This window comes from Bacillus cereus group sp. MYBKT14-1 (assembly GCF_051915185.1).
Classification (GTDB): domain Bacteria; phylum Bacillota; class Bacilli; order Bacillales; family Bacillaceae_G; genus Bacillus_A; species Bacillus_A cereus.
This window is the reverse complement of the sequence record NZ_JBQAEF010000001.1, coordinates 677,366-694,193: the sequence shown is the minus strand read 5'-3', so window position 1 is coordinate 694,193 and position 16,828 is coordinate 677,366. Positions and strand designations below refer to the sequence as shown.

The following is a 16,828-nucleotide window of genomic DNA, read 5'->3' as shown; positions in this document are numbered from 1 at the left end:
CCTGCATAATTATATGCAGGGACGTTTTTTTATCCAATCATTTCCGTATCATATAGAAGGACCAACAATTACCGGTAATTTGTCACAAAATTCTAAATTTTAGAAGGAAATATACAATATTGGCGAATTTTATATAAAAAAGAGCTATTTTACATTACTTAGGAGGGGAAAACAATGGTTTCAAAAATTGAGTCTGTTCTTTTAACAATTTTTATCTTTTTCTGTATTGGTTTTAGTGTTATTCAATTAGAAGTTTCACCACACATCCCAATTTTATTTGGTATCGTTCTTTTATTAGCATTTGGATTCCTGAAGAAAATCTCTTGGTCTACTATGGAGAAAGGGATGATCAGTAGTATTTCAGCTGGTATTCCATCTATATTTATTTTCTTACTTGTAGGCGTATTAATTAGCGTTTGGATCGCAGCTGGAACTATTCCGACTTTAATGGTATACGGCTTCCAACTTGTATCTCCAAAAATTTTCGTTCCAACTGTTTTTGTTGTTTGTGCAATTGTTGGAACGAGTATCGGTAGTGCTTTTACAACTGCTGCAACTGTAGGACTTGCCTTTATGGGAATGGGTACTGCCCTTGGATACGATCCAGCTCTTATTGCTGGTGCAATTATTTCTGGTGCATTCTTCGGAGATAAAATGTCTCCTTTATCTGATACAACAAACTTAGCGCCTGCTGTAACGGGTGTAGATTTATTTGAACATATTCGTAACATGCTTTGGACAACAGTGCCAGCTTTCATTATTGCTTTTATCGCATTTTTCATTTTAGGAAGCGGATCTGGTGGAAACGTTGATTTCTCAGCATTTATTAACACACTAGAAAAAAATGCAACGATTTCTATCGTTACACTGATTCCTATTTTATTACTGTTCCTATTCGCATTTAAAAAGGTACCCGCAGTTCCAACATTACTTGCAGGAATTGTGGTAGGAATTATTATTCTCTTTATTTTTAAACCTAGCACTTCTTTAGCTGATTTAATTAAAATTATGCAAGACGGTTACGTTTCTAAAACTGGTATCAAAGATATTGATAGCTTATTATCTCGCGGTGGCCTGCAAAGTATGATGATGTCAATTGCTCTTATTTTCCTAGCTCTTTGTATGGGAGGATTATTACAAGGAATGGGTATTATAGCGCAGCTGATGAATATTATCTCTAGCTTCGTAAAAACTAGTACACGCTTAATTATTTCTACTGCTTCAACTGCAATTGGTGTAAACTTCTTACTTGGTGAGCAGTACTTATCCATCGTTTTAACAGGACAAGCATTTGCTAATAAATACGATGAAGTCGGTTTAGAACGTCGTAATTTATCACGAGTATTAGAAGATGCTGGTACAGTAATTAATCCACTCGTACCATGGGGTGTAAGTGGCGTATTCTTAACAAACGTTCTTAGCGTTCCAACATTCGATTACCTGCCATACGCAATCTTCTGTTTAGCATGTCCAGTCGTAACCATTATCGTCGGCTTTACTGGATTCGGTCTTTCATGGAAAAAAGAAAAAGCAGTACCAGTTTCATAATATAACAAAAAGGATTACCAAATCGGTAATCCTTTTTATATTTCTTGACTATCTATTCGCTTTCTTTCTTCTAAATAACAGAAGTAATCCCGCTCCAACAAACGCAAGACCAGCTCCAATTGTAGAAGCAATACTTGCACCTGTTTTCGGTAAATCACGTTCATCTTTTTCAGCTTCTTTATTTTCACTTACAGTTGTTGTTGTTTCTTTTGTATTTTGATCATCTGTTGTAGTTTGTCCAGATCCAGTATTGTTTCCATCTTGCTTTGGTTCATTTCCATTATTACCTTCTTCTGTTGGTGGTATTGAGTTTTCTCCATTACCTGTTGGCGGTGTCGTCGGATTTTCTCCATCACCTTTCGGCGGTGTCGTTGGATTTCCTTCACCAGTTTCTTTATCATCATTCTTCTTCGTTATATCAATTGCATATTTAGCAAATTCATTTTCAGATGGTCCAACATATGAAATCTTTCCATCTTTCTTTATATACTTTTGTGCATTTGGTGAAGAATCAAATGTTGTATTTAATTTATCTGCAACAATTGGTTTAAACGCCCAGTTTTGATCAGCTGCTGGATCAATATCTTTTATTTTTTGCATATACTTCACAATAATTTGACGTGTTTCATCTTGTGATTGGTATACAACTTCCCCTTTACTTACACCTGGGAACGTTTGGCTACTTCCACGATAGTTATTTGTAGCGACGATGAACTCTTGCTTGTCAGCTACTGGCTTCCCTTCATATGTCATATTTACAATACGATTAGCATTTGCATTTACAACTTTTCCATCTTTATCGTATTTCGCCGGTTGTGTTACATCAATTTCGTATTTTAAGCCATCTAAAATATCGAAGTTATATGTAGGATAGCCTATATTTACTAACGGCTGTTCTTCTGTTTTCTTTGGATCAATTTGATTAAACTGACCTGCAGACATTTCAAGCCATTCTTTCACTTGTGCCCCATTTACTTTTACAGCATATAACGTATTTGGATACACGTATAAATCTGCAACGTTTTTAATTGCTAACGTTCCAGCTGGAATATCCGTATAATATGTAGCACCGTTTCGGCCACCTGCTTTAAATGGTGCTCCTGCAGATAAAACTGGAATATCTTTAATCTTTTCGTATTCTGGTTTTTTAAGTTCTTGTTCTACATACCATTTTTGCGCATTTGTCACAATTTGTACGGAAGGATCATCTTGTACTAATGAAAAATAACTATTAATTGGTGCTTTCGTTTTACCTACATGTGTATTTACATATTCGATTGTCTTTTCATGTTCATCTTTAATTTCATTAACTAATTTTTGATCAGATTCTACTAACGGATTACCTTTACTATCAGCAATCGGACGAAGTTGCGGCTTAGACTGATCTTTTTGCACTTCCCATTTTCCGTTTACCTTTTTCAATTGCATATCAATAATACCTAAGTTACTACCAAAAACACCGGGCATTACAACTGGAACACCATTAAATACATCCTTCACTTCAGTATGTGAATGTCCCATTAATACTGCATTTACGCCAGGAACTTCTGTCGCTAAATAAAACGATGAATTTTCCATTCCTTCGTTGTATCCACTCTTATCAACACCTGAATGCGCTAGTGCAACTATAATATCCGCACCTTGCGCCTTCATTTCCGGAACTAATTTTTTCGCTGTTTGCACAATATCTTTTGCTTTTACTTTTCCTTCTAAATTCGCTTTATCCCAATTCATAATTTGTGGTGGAACAAATCCCATTACACCAATTTTCACTATTTGTTTTTGGCCTGCTTCATCCACTACTTCTTTCTCTAAAATATGATATGATCTATCAAAGTAATGCTCGTCATTCTCATCATTACCATCATGGTCATCTCTGTAGACATTCGAGTTAATAACCGGAATTTTTGTTTTACTAGTCACTTCCTTTAAATAATCTAAACCGTAGTTAAATTCATGATTCCCAAGAGAGATGACGTCATACTTCATTAAATTCATTACACGATATAATGGATGTGTATAACTAGGATCCACACGATTCTTCGGATCTTTTATTTTATTCGCTACATAATCTCCAAGCGGTGTCCCTTGTAATGCATCCCCATCATCAAATAGGACAGAGTTTTTCACTTCTTCACGTGCTTTATTAACGAGTGTGGCCGTTTGTACAAGACCTACTTTATTATCTGTTTTCGTTTGATAATAATCGTAATTCATTAAGTTAACGTGAATATCTGATGTTTCTAGAATTCGTAAGTTAACTGTACTCTCCCCAGCGTTCTCATCTGCATGAGCTGTTGCTGGCATTACTTGCGGTGCCATTACACCAATCGCAAGAGTTGCTCCAGCTAGCATTTTTTTTGACTTTTTCACAAAAAATCCCCCTTATACAATTACCAGAAATAATGAAATGAATCCCTATCTGTCTCTAACCACATACCTTTTTTCTTCTATTAGAGACACAATTTTCATTTCACCCTGCGCTAACGAGTAGTCCCCTTAAACGCCCGATTGATGAAGACTATTAATTAAAAGGAAATAAAGCTCCCACTAATTAAAGTTTCACCTTATCTGACATTATCATATATAAAGTTCTTTCCTATCGTCAATATTTTTTGACAAACTTCAACAAATTTTCTGTAAAGTTATTATAAACTTTTCATAAACATATAATATGCCCTTACATTGCTAATACTGCTGAATATGATACAATTACCAATTACAAGGAGGATGAATTTATGAAAAAAGTCATCTTAACAATTGTTTGTCTCCTCCTTCTGATCATTTCTTATTCTTATTTTGAAAAGAACGACGAGACAAAACAAAATGAATCCGAAGAAAAAACAGAAAAAACATCTACTCCAAGTTGGATTGATAAGCAAACAAACGATTCCTTTTATCATCTCGTACTAGGTGATTCGCTCGCCAAAGGATATGGATCAACACAAGGTGGATTTGCTGAATTAGCCTCTAAACAAATAGAAGCACAAATTCATAAACCAATTACGGTAGAAAACCTCGGGATAAACGGTCTTACAACAGATCGTCTCGCTAAAAAAGTTCAATCAGAAGATGTAAAGCAAAAAATTAGAGCAGCAAATATCATTACAATTAATATTGGGGGAAATAATTTATTTCGCTTAAATCGTGATGTTGGTGTTATAGATGGTATAAAAATGTTAAATAAAGAAAAAGCTCATTTTGAAGCGGATGTAAAAAGTATTGTAAAGACAGTTCGAGATCAAAATCCGGACGCTTTACTCATTCTCTCAGAACTCTATAACCCGTTACAACTCGATGACTCCATCGCAAGTTATGCAGATATGTTTTTAGACGGCTGGAATGAATCCGTTTATTCCATTGCAAAAGTGAATCAACCATCTATCGTTTTACCAATTCGCAAATTAATATCGAATGATAAAAAAGAGTTATTATTTGACCAAGTACATCCAAATGATAACGGCTATGCAATTATTGCCAATACATTTACAAAGCAAGTGTTATCCTACAAATATTAAAGCGACCATGAAACAATTCTATTTTTATAACATGTCTTTTTTGTTACAATGATAGTGGAAGGGGGCCTTTATATGGAATCACGCGAGTGGGAACGTATTGTTGATCATCTTCTTTCGCTAGTGCCTCTTTTTTATCGCAAATTTATGCTTCCTGGAGAATTTTCTTCTCAAAGACATATGCCGCCATCACATACACAAGTATTACTACTTTTGCATGAAAACGGTACATTAGCAGTTTCCGAAATCGGCAAGCGGCTAGCGATTTCACGGCCTAACATGACACCTCTATTAAACAAACTTATTCAAGAAGAACTAATAGAGCGTCATTATAGCGAAAAAGATCGACGGGTCATTTTAATTTCTCTAACAGCTGAAGGGAAATTATTAGTAAATCAGTATCAGCAATTCATTTTAGACAAACTAAAAGAAAATTTTCAAACATTATCTGAGGAAGAGCGCGAAAAGCTCATTCATTCTCTTCAAACCATTCAAAATTTAATTTTGAAAACAAACGTATAAAGCTGCTTCTAAATAGAAGCAGCTTTATGATTCGTAATAGTTACCATAGTATACATTGGAATATGGCCATGTTGTTAAATATGGTTTTTTTTCCTGTGTAGGCTGTTGTGTTGGTAATTGTGGTATTTGTGATAATTGCTGTAATTGTTGTTGCCGATATAATTCGTATTGTCTACTCGTATCATAAACCGGATAATAATTTACATATGGATATACTTGAGGTACGCAATAATAATACATTATCCTCTCCTCCTTTTTCTTAAACATATTCAAAGGAGAAAATGGATGTGACATTGTTTATAATTGTACAAGTGGTTCTCTCACTCGTTTCTTCCTTTTCTTCAAGCGTAACTTACGGTTCTTTTCGTATAAATAATGCACAACGAAATACGAAATGAGACCAAACACAACTCCTAAAATCGTCATTCCAATTAATACATACACTTCACTTTGTAATAAGCTCTTTAATATCGTAAAAATGTGACTTGAAAACAAGTCCGATATCGTAAATGGTTCATGATGAATTTTCTGTACATGAAATGGATAAATCATTTTTCCTAGCGCATACGCAAGCGGAAATAAAAATACTGGGAGAAACGATATTTTCCCAATAATATTGCCAATAACTGCCGCCGGAAAAGATCCCTTTGCTAACCTGACGATTGGATAAAATATTACATATACGAGCGATGCCGTATAAATGACTAACATTTCTAAGCCGAATCCTATAGCAAACCCTAACGATACTTTCTTTGCGCCTTCTGGCGATCGAAGCAACTTATAATATTGAAACTTTAATATTCTCCACATCCGCTGAAAAAACGAATATGTTTTCTTAGTTGTTTTCACCCTCATCATCTCTTTAACTATATTTTTATATGTAGTATGTCCTTACACACTCTGAAAAACAAATTTAGTTTTCTCTTTTATTATAAATGATATCGAAATGGTTAACTAAATATACATATGACATTTTAATATAAAAAAACCTCCCTTTTAGGAAGGCTCTTCTACATTTTTAAATAAACTCACTAATAACGCTTTTTGAGCATGCAATCGATTACCAGCTTGCTCAAAGACAATAGACTGCGGTCCATCTATAATTTCTCCTGTTACTTCTTCTTCACGATGGGCAGGTAAACAGTGTAAGAAACGATATGTTTGCTTCGCATGCTTAGCAAGTTCGTTATTGATTTGGTATGGCTGAAATAAAGTATATTTCTCTTCTTCGCCCTCTTGCCCCATGCTCATCCAAACGTCAGTATAAATGAAATCAGCTTCATTCACTGCTAATTCAGGATCATGCAAAACTTCAATTTCAGCTCCTGTTTCCTTGGCAATCGCTAACGCTTTTTTTACAATCTCTTCATTCGGTTCATATCCTACAGGCGTTGCAACAGTCATATGCATTCCGACTTTTGCACTCGCTAGCAACAATGAATGACATACATTATTTCCGTCACCTACGTAAGCCAATTTTATTCCTTTAAATGTATTTGTTTCTTCATATATCGTCATGAGGTCTGCCAATGCTTGACAAGGATGATGATCATCCGTTAAACCGTTAATAACAGGAATACTTGATTCTTTTGCAAGCTCTTCTACATCCGCGTGCGAGAATGTACGTATCATAATCCCGTCAATATACTGCGATAATACTTTCGCAGTATCTGAAACAGTTTCTCCTCTTCCCATTTGCATCTCTTTTCCACTTAAAAACATACCATGTCCCCCGAGTTGTACCATTCCCGCTTCAAAAGATACACGAGTACGAGTTGAATGCTTATCAAAAATAAGCCCTAATATTTTGCCTTGTAATAAAGGCTCTTGCTTATTCTTTTTTAAATATATAGCGAACTCAATTAAAGAAATAATTTCTTCTTTCGTTAATTCTTCTAGTGTTAAAAGATCTTTCGTATTTAATTTCGGTACTTGTACAGTTGACATGAAACTTCCCCCTTATATGATTGATACGTTTTTTGTACAAACTACTTTTTTTATTATATATACTGCCTGTTCTAACTCTTCATTCGTGACAATGAGTGGCGGTAATAGTCTTATAACATTAGGGCCTGCTTGTAATACGAGAAGCCCTTCGTTTTCTAGTTGTTCTATAAAACTTGCAACTTCATGCTTACACTCAATCCCAATCATAAGCCCCTTACCACGTATATTTTGAATACATTCGACATGCTGTAATTCCTCTTGCAACTTCTCTAATACGTACTCGCCCTTTTCTTGTACTTCTTTTAAAAACGATAGTTTTTTACTCACTTGCAATACTTCTTTCGCTGCAGCCATCGCGATGTAATTCCCGCCAAAAGTTGAACCGTGTGATCCTGCAGTAAACGACGTTCCGAGCTCTTTCCGGCCAATCATCGCTCCGACAGGAACCCCATTCCCAAGTGCCTTTGCAACGGTAACGATATCAGGCTCTATTCGCACTTGTTCATAAGCGAATAGTGTTCCAGTTCTTCCTATCCCCGTTTGTACTTCGTCTATAATAAATAAGGAACCGAACTTATTACATAATGTTTCAATCTCTTTCAAAAAAGATAGATCGGCAGGTATTACTCCTCCCTCTCCTTGAACAACTTCTACCATTACCGCCGCAACTTCTTCATTCATTACTTCCTCTAATGCTTTAATATCATTAAAAGGGATATGTAAAAAAGATGGAAGTAATGGACCAAATCCTTCTTTTACCTTATCTTGGCCTGTTGCACTCATCGTTCCAAATGTTCTACCGTGAAAAGACTGCTGGCATGTTACGACGAGAGATTTTCCAGTATGCTTACGTGCTAACTTTAAAGCCGCTTCATTTGCCTCTGCCCCACTATTACAGAAAAACACATAATCTAATGCTCTATTTTCTGTTAATAATGACGCAACTTCTTCTTGTAAGCTGTTTGTAAACAGGTTAGATATATGCCATATATCATCAAGTTGATCTTGTACACCTTTGAGAACAGTAGGGTGACAATGTCCTAAATTACATACGCCAATTCCTGATGTGAAATCTAAATATTCCTTACCGTTATTATCAATAACTTTCGTTCCAGTTCCCTTTACAAACTCAATAGTTCTTCTGCCATACGTTTGAAAAAGATGACTCGTCATGCAATACTCACGCCTTTCGTTACCGTCGTTCCAATACACTCTCCCGTAACCTCAGTAAAATCTTTTGTACCATTCACAATACTTATCTTTTGCACTCCCATTTTTAATGATGCTAGTGCCGCCTGTACTTTCGGAATCATCCCACCTGTAATAACACCTGTTTCTATAAAAGTAGCAATTTCAGATTCATCCGTTTCCTTTACCAAATTCCCTTCATGTAATATTCCATCTACATCCGTAATAAAAATCAGCTCTTTTGCCCCTAACGCGGCCGCAATCCCAGCTGCAGCATTGTCCGCATTTATGTTATAAATTTCATTACCATTTACCCCGATTGGAGCAATAACAGGAATATACCCCATATTTATTAATCCTTTTAATAAGGCTGTTTCTACATAACTTACTTCTCCCACATATCCTATCTCCTCGCTGACAGGTTGAACTTGAAGTAAATTGCCGTCACACCCTGAACAACCTACAGCAAGTAAATTATGCTTTTGTAAATTCATTACGAATTTTTTATTCGTACTTCCGCATAGCACCATTTGAACAACATCCATAACTTCTTTTGGTGTTATCCGTAATCCATCTCTTTTTTCTACGTTGATGTTACAATCTTTTAATTTGGCATCAATTTCTGGTCCACCACCATGAACAATCACTACTTTATACTTCTGTTGCAATTTCTTTATACATTCAAAAAACACATCATTTAATTGATTCAACATACTACCGCCGCATTTCACTACAATATAATCGCTCATCTTCTCTCTCCTTATGTACGATAACAAGCATTTATTTTCACATATTCATAGCTTAAGTCACAGCCCCAAGCTGATCCTGTCTCTTCACCTAAGTGTAAGTACACATTAATGACTATTTCATCTTCTTGTAATCTCTCTTTCATTTCTTCTTCAGAAAATATTTGAGGCTCACTATTTTTTAATACCGATATAGATTGAAGAGTAATGTCAATTGTGTTCGGATTAATAACTACTTCACTTTGTCCAATACTGCTAATAATTCGCCCCCAGTTTGGGTCTTCACCATGTATTGCTGTTTTCACAAGACTCGAACCGACTATTTGCTTTGCAATTTTTTTTGCCTCTTCATTCGTTTGAGCTCCTAGCACATTGACTTCTATTAACTTCGTAGCGCCTTCACCATCTTGCGCAATTTTTTTTGCTAAATCTTCACATACCTTCTGTAAAGTACATACGAAAGTTTCCCAATCTGTATGTTCCATATTTATCGGTCTTGTTTCTGATAATCCACTTGCCATAACGATGACCATATCATTCGTAGAAGTATCTCCATCTACCGTAATTTGATTAAATGTATGATTCGTAATTTGGGATAATGCTGTTTGCAATACGTCATGCTCTATATGAGCATCTGTCGTAATAAAACTAAGCATCGTTGCCATATTCGGATGAATCATCCCTGAACCCTTTGCAACACCCGCAATCGCCACTTTCTTCCCATCAATAATCATTTCATAGCAAGTTTCTTTCGTGATAAGATCCGTCGTTAAAATTGCTTCAGAAAAAGAATACGCTCCACTTTCTTCCTTCGTCGGTATAAGAGTTGCAATCCCCTTTCGGATTATATCCATCGGCAGTGGAACACCAATTACACCTGTTGAAGCTACTGCAACGTAATTTTCTTTCACTCCAAAATGTTCCGCCCCTAACGCGCGCATCTCGTATGCGTCTTGTAATCCTTGCATTCCAGTACAAGCATTTGCATTTCCACTATTAACGATAATTGCTTGTAACTTCCCTTCTGCCGTTATACTATCCTTCGTTACTTGCAAAGGGGCTGCTTGTATTTGATTCGTTGTATACACAGCGGCACATGATGCTGGTACGTCACAAACGATTGCCCCTAAATCCTTTTTCTCCTTTTTCAGACCATTTACAGTACCAATTGCCGAAAAGCCTTTAGGCGTTACAATTGAACCATTTTCTAATTTTGTAATAGACGCTACTTTAATCATCATGTCCCCCTTATAGATAAAGCGGCATATGTTGTAAACCTGTTGTCTCTTCTAGTCCCGCTATTATGTTTGCATTTTGAATCGCTTGCCCAGCCGCGCCTTTCATCATATTGTCTATAACAGAAACGACCGTAACTCTTTCAGTTCTTTCATCGTAAGCTATGCCAATATCACAATAATTTGAGCCTCTCACTTCTTTTGGACTTGGAAATTTCCCTTGCGTACAAATTCGGATGAAAGGCGATTGTTCATACGTTTCTTCATACAATTTTTGAAGTTGCTTTATTTCCATCTTTTGTTTTACTTTTGCATAAAGTGTAATCATAATTCCTCGTGATATCGGTATTAAATGTGTGCTAAATGTAATTGGCTGTGATCCATTATTCCATTCTGTAAGCATTTGCTCAATCTCTGGAATGTGCTGATGCTCATTCACTTTATAAATGTGCAAGTTATCATATAGCTCAGGAAAGTGAGTCATTGTTGTTGGTGTTTTACCTGCTCCTGATACCCCTGATTTCGCATCAATAATAATCGAATCTTCTTCAATCATGCTACTACGTATTAACGGCGCTATCGCTAGCAATGTGGCTGTAGCAAAACATCCTGGGTTTGCAATTAAATTTGCTTTTTGAATCTCAGTCCTTTTCCATTCACTTAACCCATACACTGCTTTTCTAAGAATTTCTTCTTTCGCTGCTGGCCTTTTATACCACAGTTCATATGACGAAGGATCTATCATACGAAAGTCTCCAGATAGGTCAATTACTTTTAAACCTTCTGCTACTAACTTGGGCGTTAACTCCGCCGATACTCCTGCTGGGGTTGCTAGAAATACGATTTCTGCTTCTTTCCCTATTGTCTTCACATCAATTTCTTGTAACGTATGAACGAGAACATTTCGAAGATGCGGATATACATTTGTTATACACTCACCAACTTGCGAAAAAGAATGAAGAGATGCTATCGAAAAATATGGATGTTGTTCTAATAAACGAATTAATTCAATGCCCCCATATCCAGTGGCTCCAATAATTGCGACTTTCATAAGTTCCTCCTCAAATCGATTCTTTAAATTAAGTATGATTATAATATTGTATATTTATAGAGTCAATTAAATATTTATAAATTTTTAAATCTAAAAAAACTTAATTTTATTAGAAAAACAATATACTCAACCGAATTTTTATACAAAAATAGTGCATAGTAGTTTTTTTATTTCACTTCAAGTACAATAAAACAATACATACGTACATACAGGCGGGAAAAAATATGAACGAAAAATTAATTGAGAAAATGATTATAAAAAGTTTTCAGCAATATCAATGCAGTCCAATATCAAAAGAAGATCAGGAAATGCTAGTGAAACATATTCAAACGGTGACTCATTCAAATATTGAAATTGATTTATACGAGGAGATTGAGGATATTGTTTATGATTATGTGACTGGAAAACAATAAAAAATAGGAGATTTCCATGTGGAAATCTCCTATTTTTTACTTAATGATTTACCTGCTACACGTTCAAATAAACCTGGGAATAAAGCATAAAGTTTGGGACCAATTCCCATCCACTTCGGTAAGTTTACTTCACGTTTTTTCGTGTGCATCGACTTTACGATTTGTTCTGCTACGTATGTTGGTTTTAACATGTAACGTCCCATATTCTTTACATATGTACCAGATTGATCCGCTATTTCAAAAAAGTTTGTATCTATCGGACCTGGATTAATTGCTGTAACATAAATATCTGTATTCGCTAATTCCATGCGTAAACTATTCGTAAATCCTAATACAGCATGTTTCGTTGCTGCATACGCACTTGATTTCGGAGTTGCAATTTTTCCGGCAAGTGAAGCAATATTAATAATATGTCCTTCGTTCTTGTTTACCATATAAGGTAGTACCGCTTTCGTACATGCTACTAATCCAAATACATTTACTTGGAACATATCTTTTACTTCACCCATTGACGCATCTTCAAACGTTTTAAAAATACCAAATCCCGCATTGTTTACTAATATATCAATACGTCCCACTTCTTGTAATACCTTTGAAAAAACAGACTGTACTTCCATCTCTTCACTTACATCTAATACATAATAATAGCAAGGCGTATTATAAGTTTCTTTAATTTTGTCTACTAACACTTGTAGTTTCTCTTCTGTTCGAGCCATTAATACTGGCGTCGCTCCCTGTGCTGCAACTTGCATTGCAACTTGCTCACCAATCCCACTAGAAGCACCTGTAATGACGATTACTTTATTTTGTAAACGTCCTGTCATTGCTGTCACCTACTTTGCATAATAAATCAATTGTTGCGATGACTCATCAATCATCACTTGTTGATTATATGCTAAATAGTCCAATTGTCCAACCGTTTCTGAAATAGTAAGTGGTAATTGTTCTTTATATAATACCGGAAATAGTTTTACACATACTTCAAATGCTGTCATTGGTTTTTCCTTTAATAACTCAAGCACTTTAAAAGCACGTGTTTCTTGCTTTTGTAATCTCGTTTCAATAAGTTGTTTCACATTTAGAACATCTTCCCCATGCCCTGATAAAATGCGTGAAATATTCATTTCGCTTAAACGCTGTAATGTTTGATTATATTGTAGTAATGGGCGTGCCCGCTCTGTTTGCCCTTCATATGGCGGTTCTAGTATTGGATTCGAAGAAATATGACTAATGAGAGCATCTCCACCAATTAATATTCCATCAGATTCTCTATATAAAGAAATATGAGTAGAAGCATGACCTGGTGTTTCAAGTACTGTAAATCCAGGCAAAGAATCAATACGATCTCCTTCTCTCACAGTATGCGTTAACGATCTATTACAAGAATATTTAAGTGTCCTCGTCGTCAATAACGACTCGTCTTTCAAAAATGCTGCTGGCACACCAAACTGTAAGGCCGTCTCTCTAAAAAATTCATGATACCGCTTTAAAAATTCTGGATTTTGTGTAATCCAAGGCTCATTCCAAGGATGTCCAATAATATTCGTCTTCTCAGAAAATATATTTAAAAGTCCACAATGATCTGCATGATGATGCGTAATGACTACTGTTTCAATATCTTCTATCGTATGTCCTAATGCACCTAATTGACTTTCTAACGCATTCCTTGCCTCTTCTGTATTCGTCCCTGTATCAATTAATGTTAATGTCTCCCCCTCAACTAAAAACACATTCACAGTTTCCACTGCAAATGGTACAGGAATCTCCATTCGGTGAATCGCCGTCATGCTTAGCCCCCCTGTCTCTTTCCGGTTCAAAAATGAATACTTCTTCAGTTTACAACTTCTATATATATTTGTCATTATTTTCAGATAAAAAGAGGTGTTTCCTATAAAAAAACGAATGTATGTACATTTATAAGAATTTCTAACCAAAATTAAAGGAGGAACATCATGTCTATTCAAAACATTTCCTTTCTCGGTGCAGGCTCTATTGCCGAAGCTATTATTGGTGGCTTGTTACATGCAAATGTCGTTAAAGGTGAACAAATTACTGTAAGTAATCGTTCTAACGAGACAAGATTACAAGAGCTACATAAAAAATACGGTGTCAAAGGTACTCATAATAAAAAAGAATTACTTACTGATGCAAATATTCTTTTTCTAGCAATGAAACCAAAGGATGTTGCAGAGGCGCTTACCCCTTTTAAAGAATACATAAATAATAACGTGCTTATTATTTCATTACTAGCAGGTGTTTCTACTGACTCAATTAGAAAACTACTTCAAAAAGACGTTCCAATTATTCGTGCAATGCCAAATACATCCGCAGCCATTTTAAAATCAGCTACCGCTATCTCCCCTTCAAAACATGCAACAGCGGAGCATATTCGCACTGCAACATCTTTATTTGAAACGATTGGTCTCGTCTCTGTTGTAGAGGAAGAAGATATGCATGCTGTCACTGCATTATCCGGAAGTGGACCTGCTTATATTTATTACGTAGTGGAAGCTATGGAAGAAGCTGCAAAAAAAATCGGTTTAAAAGAAGATGTTGCAAAATCACTTATTCTTCAAACGATGATTGGTGCTGCTGAAATGCTAAAAGCAAGTGACAAACACCCTTCTATTTTGAGAAAGGAAATTACTTCTCCTGGTGGAACTACCGAAGCAGGTATTGAAGTATTACAAGAACATAAATTTCAACAAGCACTTATTTCTTGTATTACACAGGCAACGAAACGATCACATAATCTTGGAAAAACATTAGAACAACTAACAAAAGAAAAATAGAAAAAGGAGCTCAAGTTTATTTGAGCTCCTTTTTCTATAATTACACTTAGTTATTGTTCTTCCCAAAAATCTCTTCTTGCAGGCGACGACCAGTCGGCGTTGCTGCAAGTCCACCTTCTGCTGTTTCACGAAGTGCTACTGGCATCGTTTGTCCGATTCTAAACATTGCCTCAATTACTTCATCACATGGAATTGTACTCGTTACACCAGCTAATGCTAAATCTGCTGAAATCATCGCATTCGCAGCTCCTGCTGCATTACGTTTTACACAAGGTACTTCTACAAGTCCTGCAACAGGATCACACACTAAACCAAGCATGTTCTTTAATGAAATTGCCATCGCTGTAGCTGCTTGATCTTGTGTTCCACCAGCCATCTCAACTGCGGCTGCAGCCGCCATTCCACTTGCTGAACCAACTTCAGCTTGGCATCCTCCCGCTGCACCAGAAATACAAGCGTTATTCGCAACAACCATACCGAAAGCTCCTGCTGTAAATAAGAATTCAATCATTTCTTCACGTGTAGGCTGCAATTTTTCTCTTAGTGCAAATAGTACACCTGGCACTGTTCCAGCAGAACCTGCTGTTGGTGTTGCACAAATAATTCCCATCGCTGCGTTTACTTCATTTGTTGCAACAGCTTTGCTTACTGCATCCAAAATCGTATCTCCAGATAAGCCTTTTCCGCTCTTCATATACGCTTGAACTTTTACAGCATCTCCACCAGTTAAACCAGTTGGTGATTTCACGCCGCGAATACCACGTTCTACTGCTTGCTCCATCACGACTAAGTTCTTTTCCATACCAGCAATTACTTCTTCACGTGAAATACTTCTTGTTTCCATTTCACATTGAATCATAATTTCTGCGATTTTTACATTTTGTTCTTTAGCTTGCGCCACTAGTTCCGCTGCGTTCCGAAACATGGTGTGTCCCCCCTGCAATTATTCCATAATAGTTACTTGACAAATATTTTGTTGCGCTTTTATTTCTTCAATTACTTCATCTGCTAATAATTCATCTGTTTCAATGACCATAAGCGCTCTTCTTCCTTTTTCTTTACGAGAAACACTCATTGTGCTAATGTTAATCTCATGTTTCGCAAGGATTGAAGCTACCGCTGCAATAGCACCGAAGCGATCGTTATTTACAATAAGTAGTGCTGGGCTCGTGCCTGATAATTGAAGATCGAATCCGTTTAATTCTACAACTTCAATTTTACCGCCACCAATTGAGCAAGCAACAACTTCAATTTCATCTTCACCTTTATACAAACGAATTCTCGCTGTATTTGGGTGAGGTGCATTGGCATCTTCTTCAATGAATTCCACTTCAATTTCGCGCTCTTTTGCTATTTCTAGCGCCTCTGGAATACGTAAGTCATCTGTTTCAAATCCTAATATTCCACCGATTAGTGCTACATCCGTACCATGCCCTCGATACGTCTTTGCAAATGATCCATATAACGAAATGCTTACTCTTTCTGGTTCATGACGAAACAGCTGGCGAGCAACTTGCCCCATTCTTGCCGCGCCTGCTGTATGTGAACTTGATGGTCCAATCATAACTGGACCGATAATATCAAATACTGAGCGATACTTCATCATAACTCCCCCTAAACCTCTATGCAAAAATTTATTCTACTATTCTATTAAGCTGCTACATCTGTCGCTTTTCCAGTTGTACCACGAATTTGTTCTGCTGTACGAATTGGATAGTTTTTGAATAAAAGTAATCCAATATAACCTGAAATAATACCAGTTATCATAATACATAAGAATCTTAGCATTATTTTCATTTAAAAATGATACAAGATAATCCAGAATAAAGTCTGGTAGCAATCCAAAGTTTAACACAGAAGCCATTGCAAGC

Annotated in this window: 17 protein-coding genes; 5 read left to right on the top strand and 12 right to left on the bottom strand. The window is 36.2% G+C overall.

Annotated elements, in window-relative coordinates:
- The first annotated feature begins 174 nt into the window (after nt 1–174).
- Complete coding sequence (gene nhaC, locus ACTFO4_RS03795; RefSeq protein WP_000253730.1) at nt 175–1,548, top strand: Na+/H+ antiporter NhaC; 1,374 nt, start codon at nt 175–177, stop codon at nt 1,546–1,548.
- A gap of 48 nt (nt 1,549–1,596) precedes the next feature.
- Here nhaC and cpdB read toward each other — a convergent pair whose 3' ends face one another.
- Nucleotides 1,597–3,921, bottom strand: a complete 2,325-nt coding sequence (cpdB, locus tag ACTFO4_RS03790; protein WP_440013114.1) for a bifunctional 2',3'-cyclic-nucleotide 2'-phosphodiesterase/3'-nucleotidase — start codon at nt 3,919–3,921, stop codon at nt 1,597–1,599.
- Nucleotides 3,922–4,286: 365 nt separating this feature from the next.
- Between cpdB and ACTFO4_RS03785 the strand changes: the two genes are divergently transcribed.
- Complete coding sequence (locus tag ACTFO4_RS03785; protein ID WP_098770883.1) at nt 4,287–5,066, top strand: GDSL-type esterase/lipase family protein; 780 nt, start codon at nt 4,287–4,289, stop codon at nt 5,064–5,066.
- Between the two features lie 72 nt (nt 5,067–5,138).
- The gene (locus ACTFO4_RS03780; protein ID WP_000445819.1) at nt 5,139–5,585 is read left to right on the top strand and encodes a MarR family winged helix-turn-helix transcriptional regulator; all 447 of its coding nucleotides are present in this window, start codon (nt 5,139–5,141) and stop codon (nt 5,583–5,585) included.
- Between the two features lie 24 nt (nt 5,586–5,609).
- Here ACTFO4_RS03780 and ACTFO4_RS03775 read toward each other — a convergent pair whose 3' ends face one another.
- From ACTFO4_RS03775 to argC, 7 genes are all read right to left on the bottom strand, one after another.
- Entirely contained in the window at nt 5,610–5,825 is a 216-nt protein-coding gene (locus ACTFO4_RS03775) for a hypothetical protein (protein ID WP_103621525.1), read from the bottom strand.
- A gap of 57 nt (nt 5,826–5,882) precedes the next feature.
- The gene (locus ACTFO4_RS03770) at nt 5,883–6,443 is read right to left on the bottom strand and encodes a DUF2062 domain-containing protein (protein ID WP_002005691.1); all 561 of its coding nucleotides are present in this window, start codon (nt 6,441–6,443) and stop codon (nt 5,883–5,885) included.
- A gap of 138 nt (nt 6,444–6,581) precedes the next feature.
- Nucleotides 6,582–7,532, bottom strand: coding sequence for an ornithine carbamoyltransferase (argF, locus tag ACTFO4_RS03765; RefSeq protein ID WP_000108863.1), 951 nt, complete (start codon nt 7,530–7,532; stop codon nt 6,582–6,584).
- A 12-nt stretch (nt 7,533–7,544) separates the two neighbouring features.
- Nucleotides 7,545–8,705 carry an acetylornithine transaminase gene (locus ACTFO4_RS03760; RefSeq protein ID WP_000200548.1) on the bottom strand — a complete coding sequence of 387 codons (1,161 nt, stop codon included), beginning with the start codon at nt 8,703–8,705 and terminating at the stop codon, nt 7,545–7,547.
- Nucleotides 8,702–9,469, bottom strand: a complete 768-nt coding sequence (gene argB / locus ACTFO4_RS03755) for an acetylglutamate kinase (RefSeq protein WP_001286796.1) — start codon at nt 9,467–9,469, stop codon at nt 8,702–8,704. The genes ACTFO4_RS03760 and argB overlap by 4 nt, the downstream gene beginning before the upstream one ends.
- Before the next feature lie 11 nt (nt 9,470–9,480).
- Complete coding sequence (argJ, locus tag ACTFO4_RS03750; protein WP_440013118.1) at nt 9,481–10,704, bottom strand: bifunctional glutamate N-acetyltransferase/amino-acid acetyltransferase ArgJ; 1,224 nt, start codon at nt 10,702–10,704, stop codon at nt 9,481–9,483.
- 10 nt (nt 10,705–10,714) lie between these two features.
- Entirely contained in the window at nt 10,715–11,752 is a 1,038-nt protein-coding gene (argC, locus tag ACTFO4_RS03745) for an N-acetyl-gamma-glutamyl-phosphate reductase (protein WP_440013119.1), read from the bottom strand.
- Nucleotides 11,753–11,976: 224 nt separating this feature from the next.
- Here argC and ACTFO4_RS03740 point away from each other — a divergent pair, with 224 nt between their 5' ends.
- Complete coding sequence (locus ACTFO4_RS03740; protein ID WP_001003222.1) at nt 11,977–12,165, top strand: YqzH family protein; 189 nt, start codon at nt 11,977–11,979, stop codon at nt 12,163–12,165.
- Between the two features lie 29 nt (nt 12,166–12,194).
- Here the strand turns inward: ACTFO4_RS03740 and ACTFO4_RS03735 are convergent, their stop codons facing one another.
- Together ACTFO4_RS03735 and ACTFO4_RS03730 are read right to left on the bottom strand one after the other, a co-directional pair.
- The gene (locus ACTFO4_RS03735) at nt 12,195–12,989 is read right to left on the bottom strand and encodes an SDR family NAD(P)-dependent oxidoreductase (protein WP_000147797.1); all 795 of its coding nucleotides are present in this window, start codon (nt 12,987–12,989) and stop codon (nt 12,195–12,197) included.
- A gap of 9 nt (nt 12,990–12,998) precedes the next feature.
- Nucleotides 12,999–13,952, bottom strand: a complete 954-nt coding sequence (locus tag ACTFO4_RS03730) for an MBL fold metallo-hydrolase (protein ID WP_000125119.1) — start codon at nt 13,950–13,952, stop codon at nt 12,999–13,001.
- A 165-nt stretch (nt 13,953–14,117) separates the two neighbouring features.
- Between ACTFO4_RS03730 and proI the strand changes: the two genes are divergently transcribed.
- On the top strand, nt 14,118–14,957 hold the full coding sequence (proI, locus tag ACTFO4_RS03725) for a pyrroline-5-carboxylate reductase ProI (protein ID WP_000027249.1): 840 nt from the start codon (nt 14,118–14,120) through the stop codon (nt 14,955–14,957).
- Between the two features lie 46 nt (nt 14,958–15,003).
- Here proI and sdaAA read toward each other — a convergent pair whose 3' ends face one another.
- Entirely contained in the window at nt 15,004–15,882 is an 879-nt protein-coding gene (sdaAA, locus tag ACTFO4_RS03720; RefSeq protein ID WP_000489461.1) for an L-serine ammonia-lyase, iron-sulfur-dependent, subunit alpha, read from the bottom strand.
- Between the two features lie 18 nt (nt 15,883–15,900).
- A complete protein-coding gene (gene sdaAB / locus ACTFO4_RS03715; RefSeq protein ID WP_000877445.1) occupies nt 15,901–16,560 on the bottom strand; it encodes an L-serine ammonia-lyase, iron-sulfur-dependent subunit beta in 660 nt (219 codons plus the stop codon).
- Between the last annotated feature and the right edge of the window lie 268 nt (nt 16,561–16,828).

Coding starts and splice junctions, on each gene's coding strand:
- nhaC (WP_000253730.1), top strand. CDS start 175: ATGGTTTCAAAAATTGAGTCTGTTCTTTTAACAATTTTTATCTTTTTC.
- ACTFO4_RS03785 (WP_098770883.1), top strand. CDS start 4,287: ATGAAAAAAGTCATCTTAACAATTGTTTGTCTCCTCCTTCTGATCATT.
- ACTFO4_RS03780 (WP_000445819.1), top strand. CDS start 5,139: ATGGAATCACGCGAGTGGGAACGTATTGTTGATCATCTTCTTTCGCTA.
- ACTFO4_RS03775 (WP_103621525.1), bottom strand. CDS start 5,825: ATGTATTATTATTGCGTACCTCAAGTATATCCATATGTAAATTATTAT.
- ACTFO4_RS03770 (WP_002005691.1), bottom strand. CDS start 6,443: ATGATGAGGGTGAAAACAACTAAGAAAACATATTCGTTTTTTCAGCGG.
- argF (WP_000108863.1), bottom strand. CDS start 7,532: ATGTCAACTGTACAAGTACCGAAATTAAATACGAAAGATCTTTTAACA.
- ACTFO4_RS03760 (WP_000200548.1), bottom strand. CDS start 8,705: ATGACGAGTCATCTTTTTCAAACGTATGGCAGAAGAACTATTGAGTTT.
- argB (WP_001286796.1), bottom strand. CDS start 9,469: ATGAGCGATTATATTGTAGTGAAATGCGGCGGTAGTATGTTGAATCAA.
- argJ (WP_440013118.1), bottom strand. CDS start 10,704: ATGATTAAAGTAGCGTCTATTACAAAATTAGAAAATGGTTCAATTGTA.
- argC (WP_440013119.1), bottom strand. CDS start 11,752: ATGAAAGTCGCAATTATTGGAGCCACTGGATATGGGGGCATTGAATTA.
- ACTFO4_RS03740 (WP_001003222.1), top strand. CDS start 11,977: ATGAACGAAAAATTAATTGAGAAAATGATTATAAAAAGTTTTCAGCAA.
- ACTFO4_RS03735 (WP_000147797.1), bottom strand. CDS start 12,989: ATGACAGGACGTTTACAAAATAAAGTAATCGTCATTACAGGTGCTTCT.
- ACTFO4_RS03730 (WP_000125119.1), bottom strand. CDS start 13,952: ATGACGGCGATTCACCGAATGGAGATTCCTGTACCATTTGCAGTGGAA.
- proI (WP_000027249.1), top strand. CDS start 14,118: ATGTCTATTCAAAACATTTCCTTTCTCGGTGCAGGCTCTATTGCCGAA.
- sdaAA (WP_000489461.1), bottom strand. CDS start 15,882: ATGTTTCGGAACGCAGCGGAACTAGTGGCGCAAGCTAAAGAACAAAAT.
- sdaAB (WP_000877445.1), bottom strand. CDS start 16,560: ATGAAGTATCGCTCAGTATTTGATATTATCGGTCCAGTTATGATTGGA.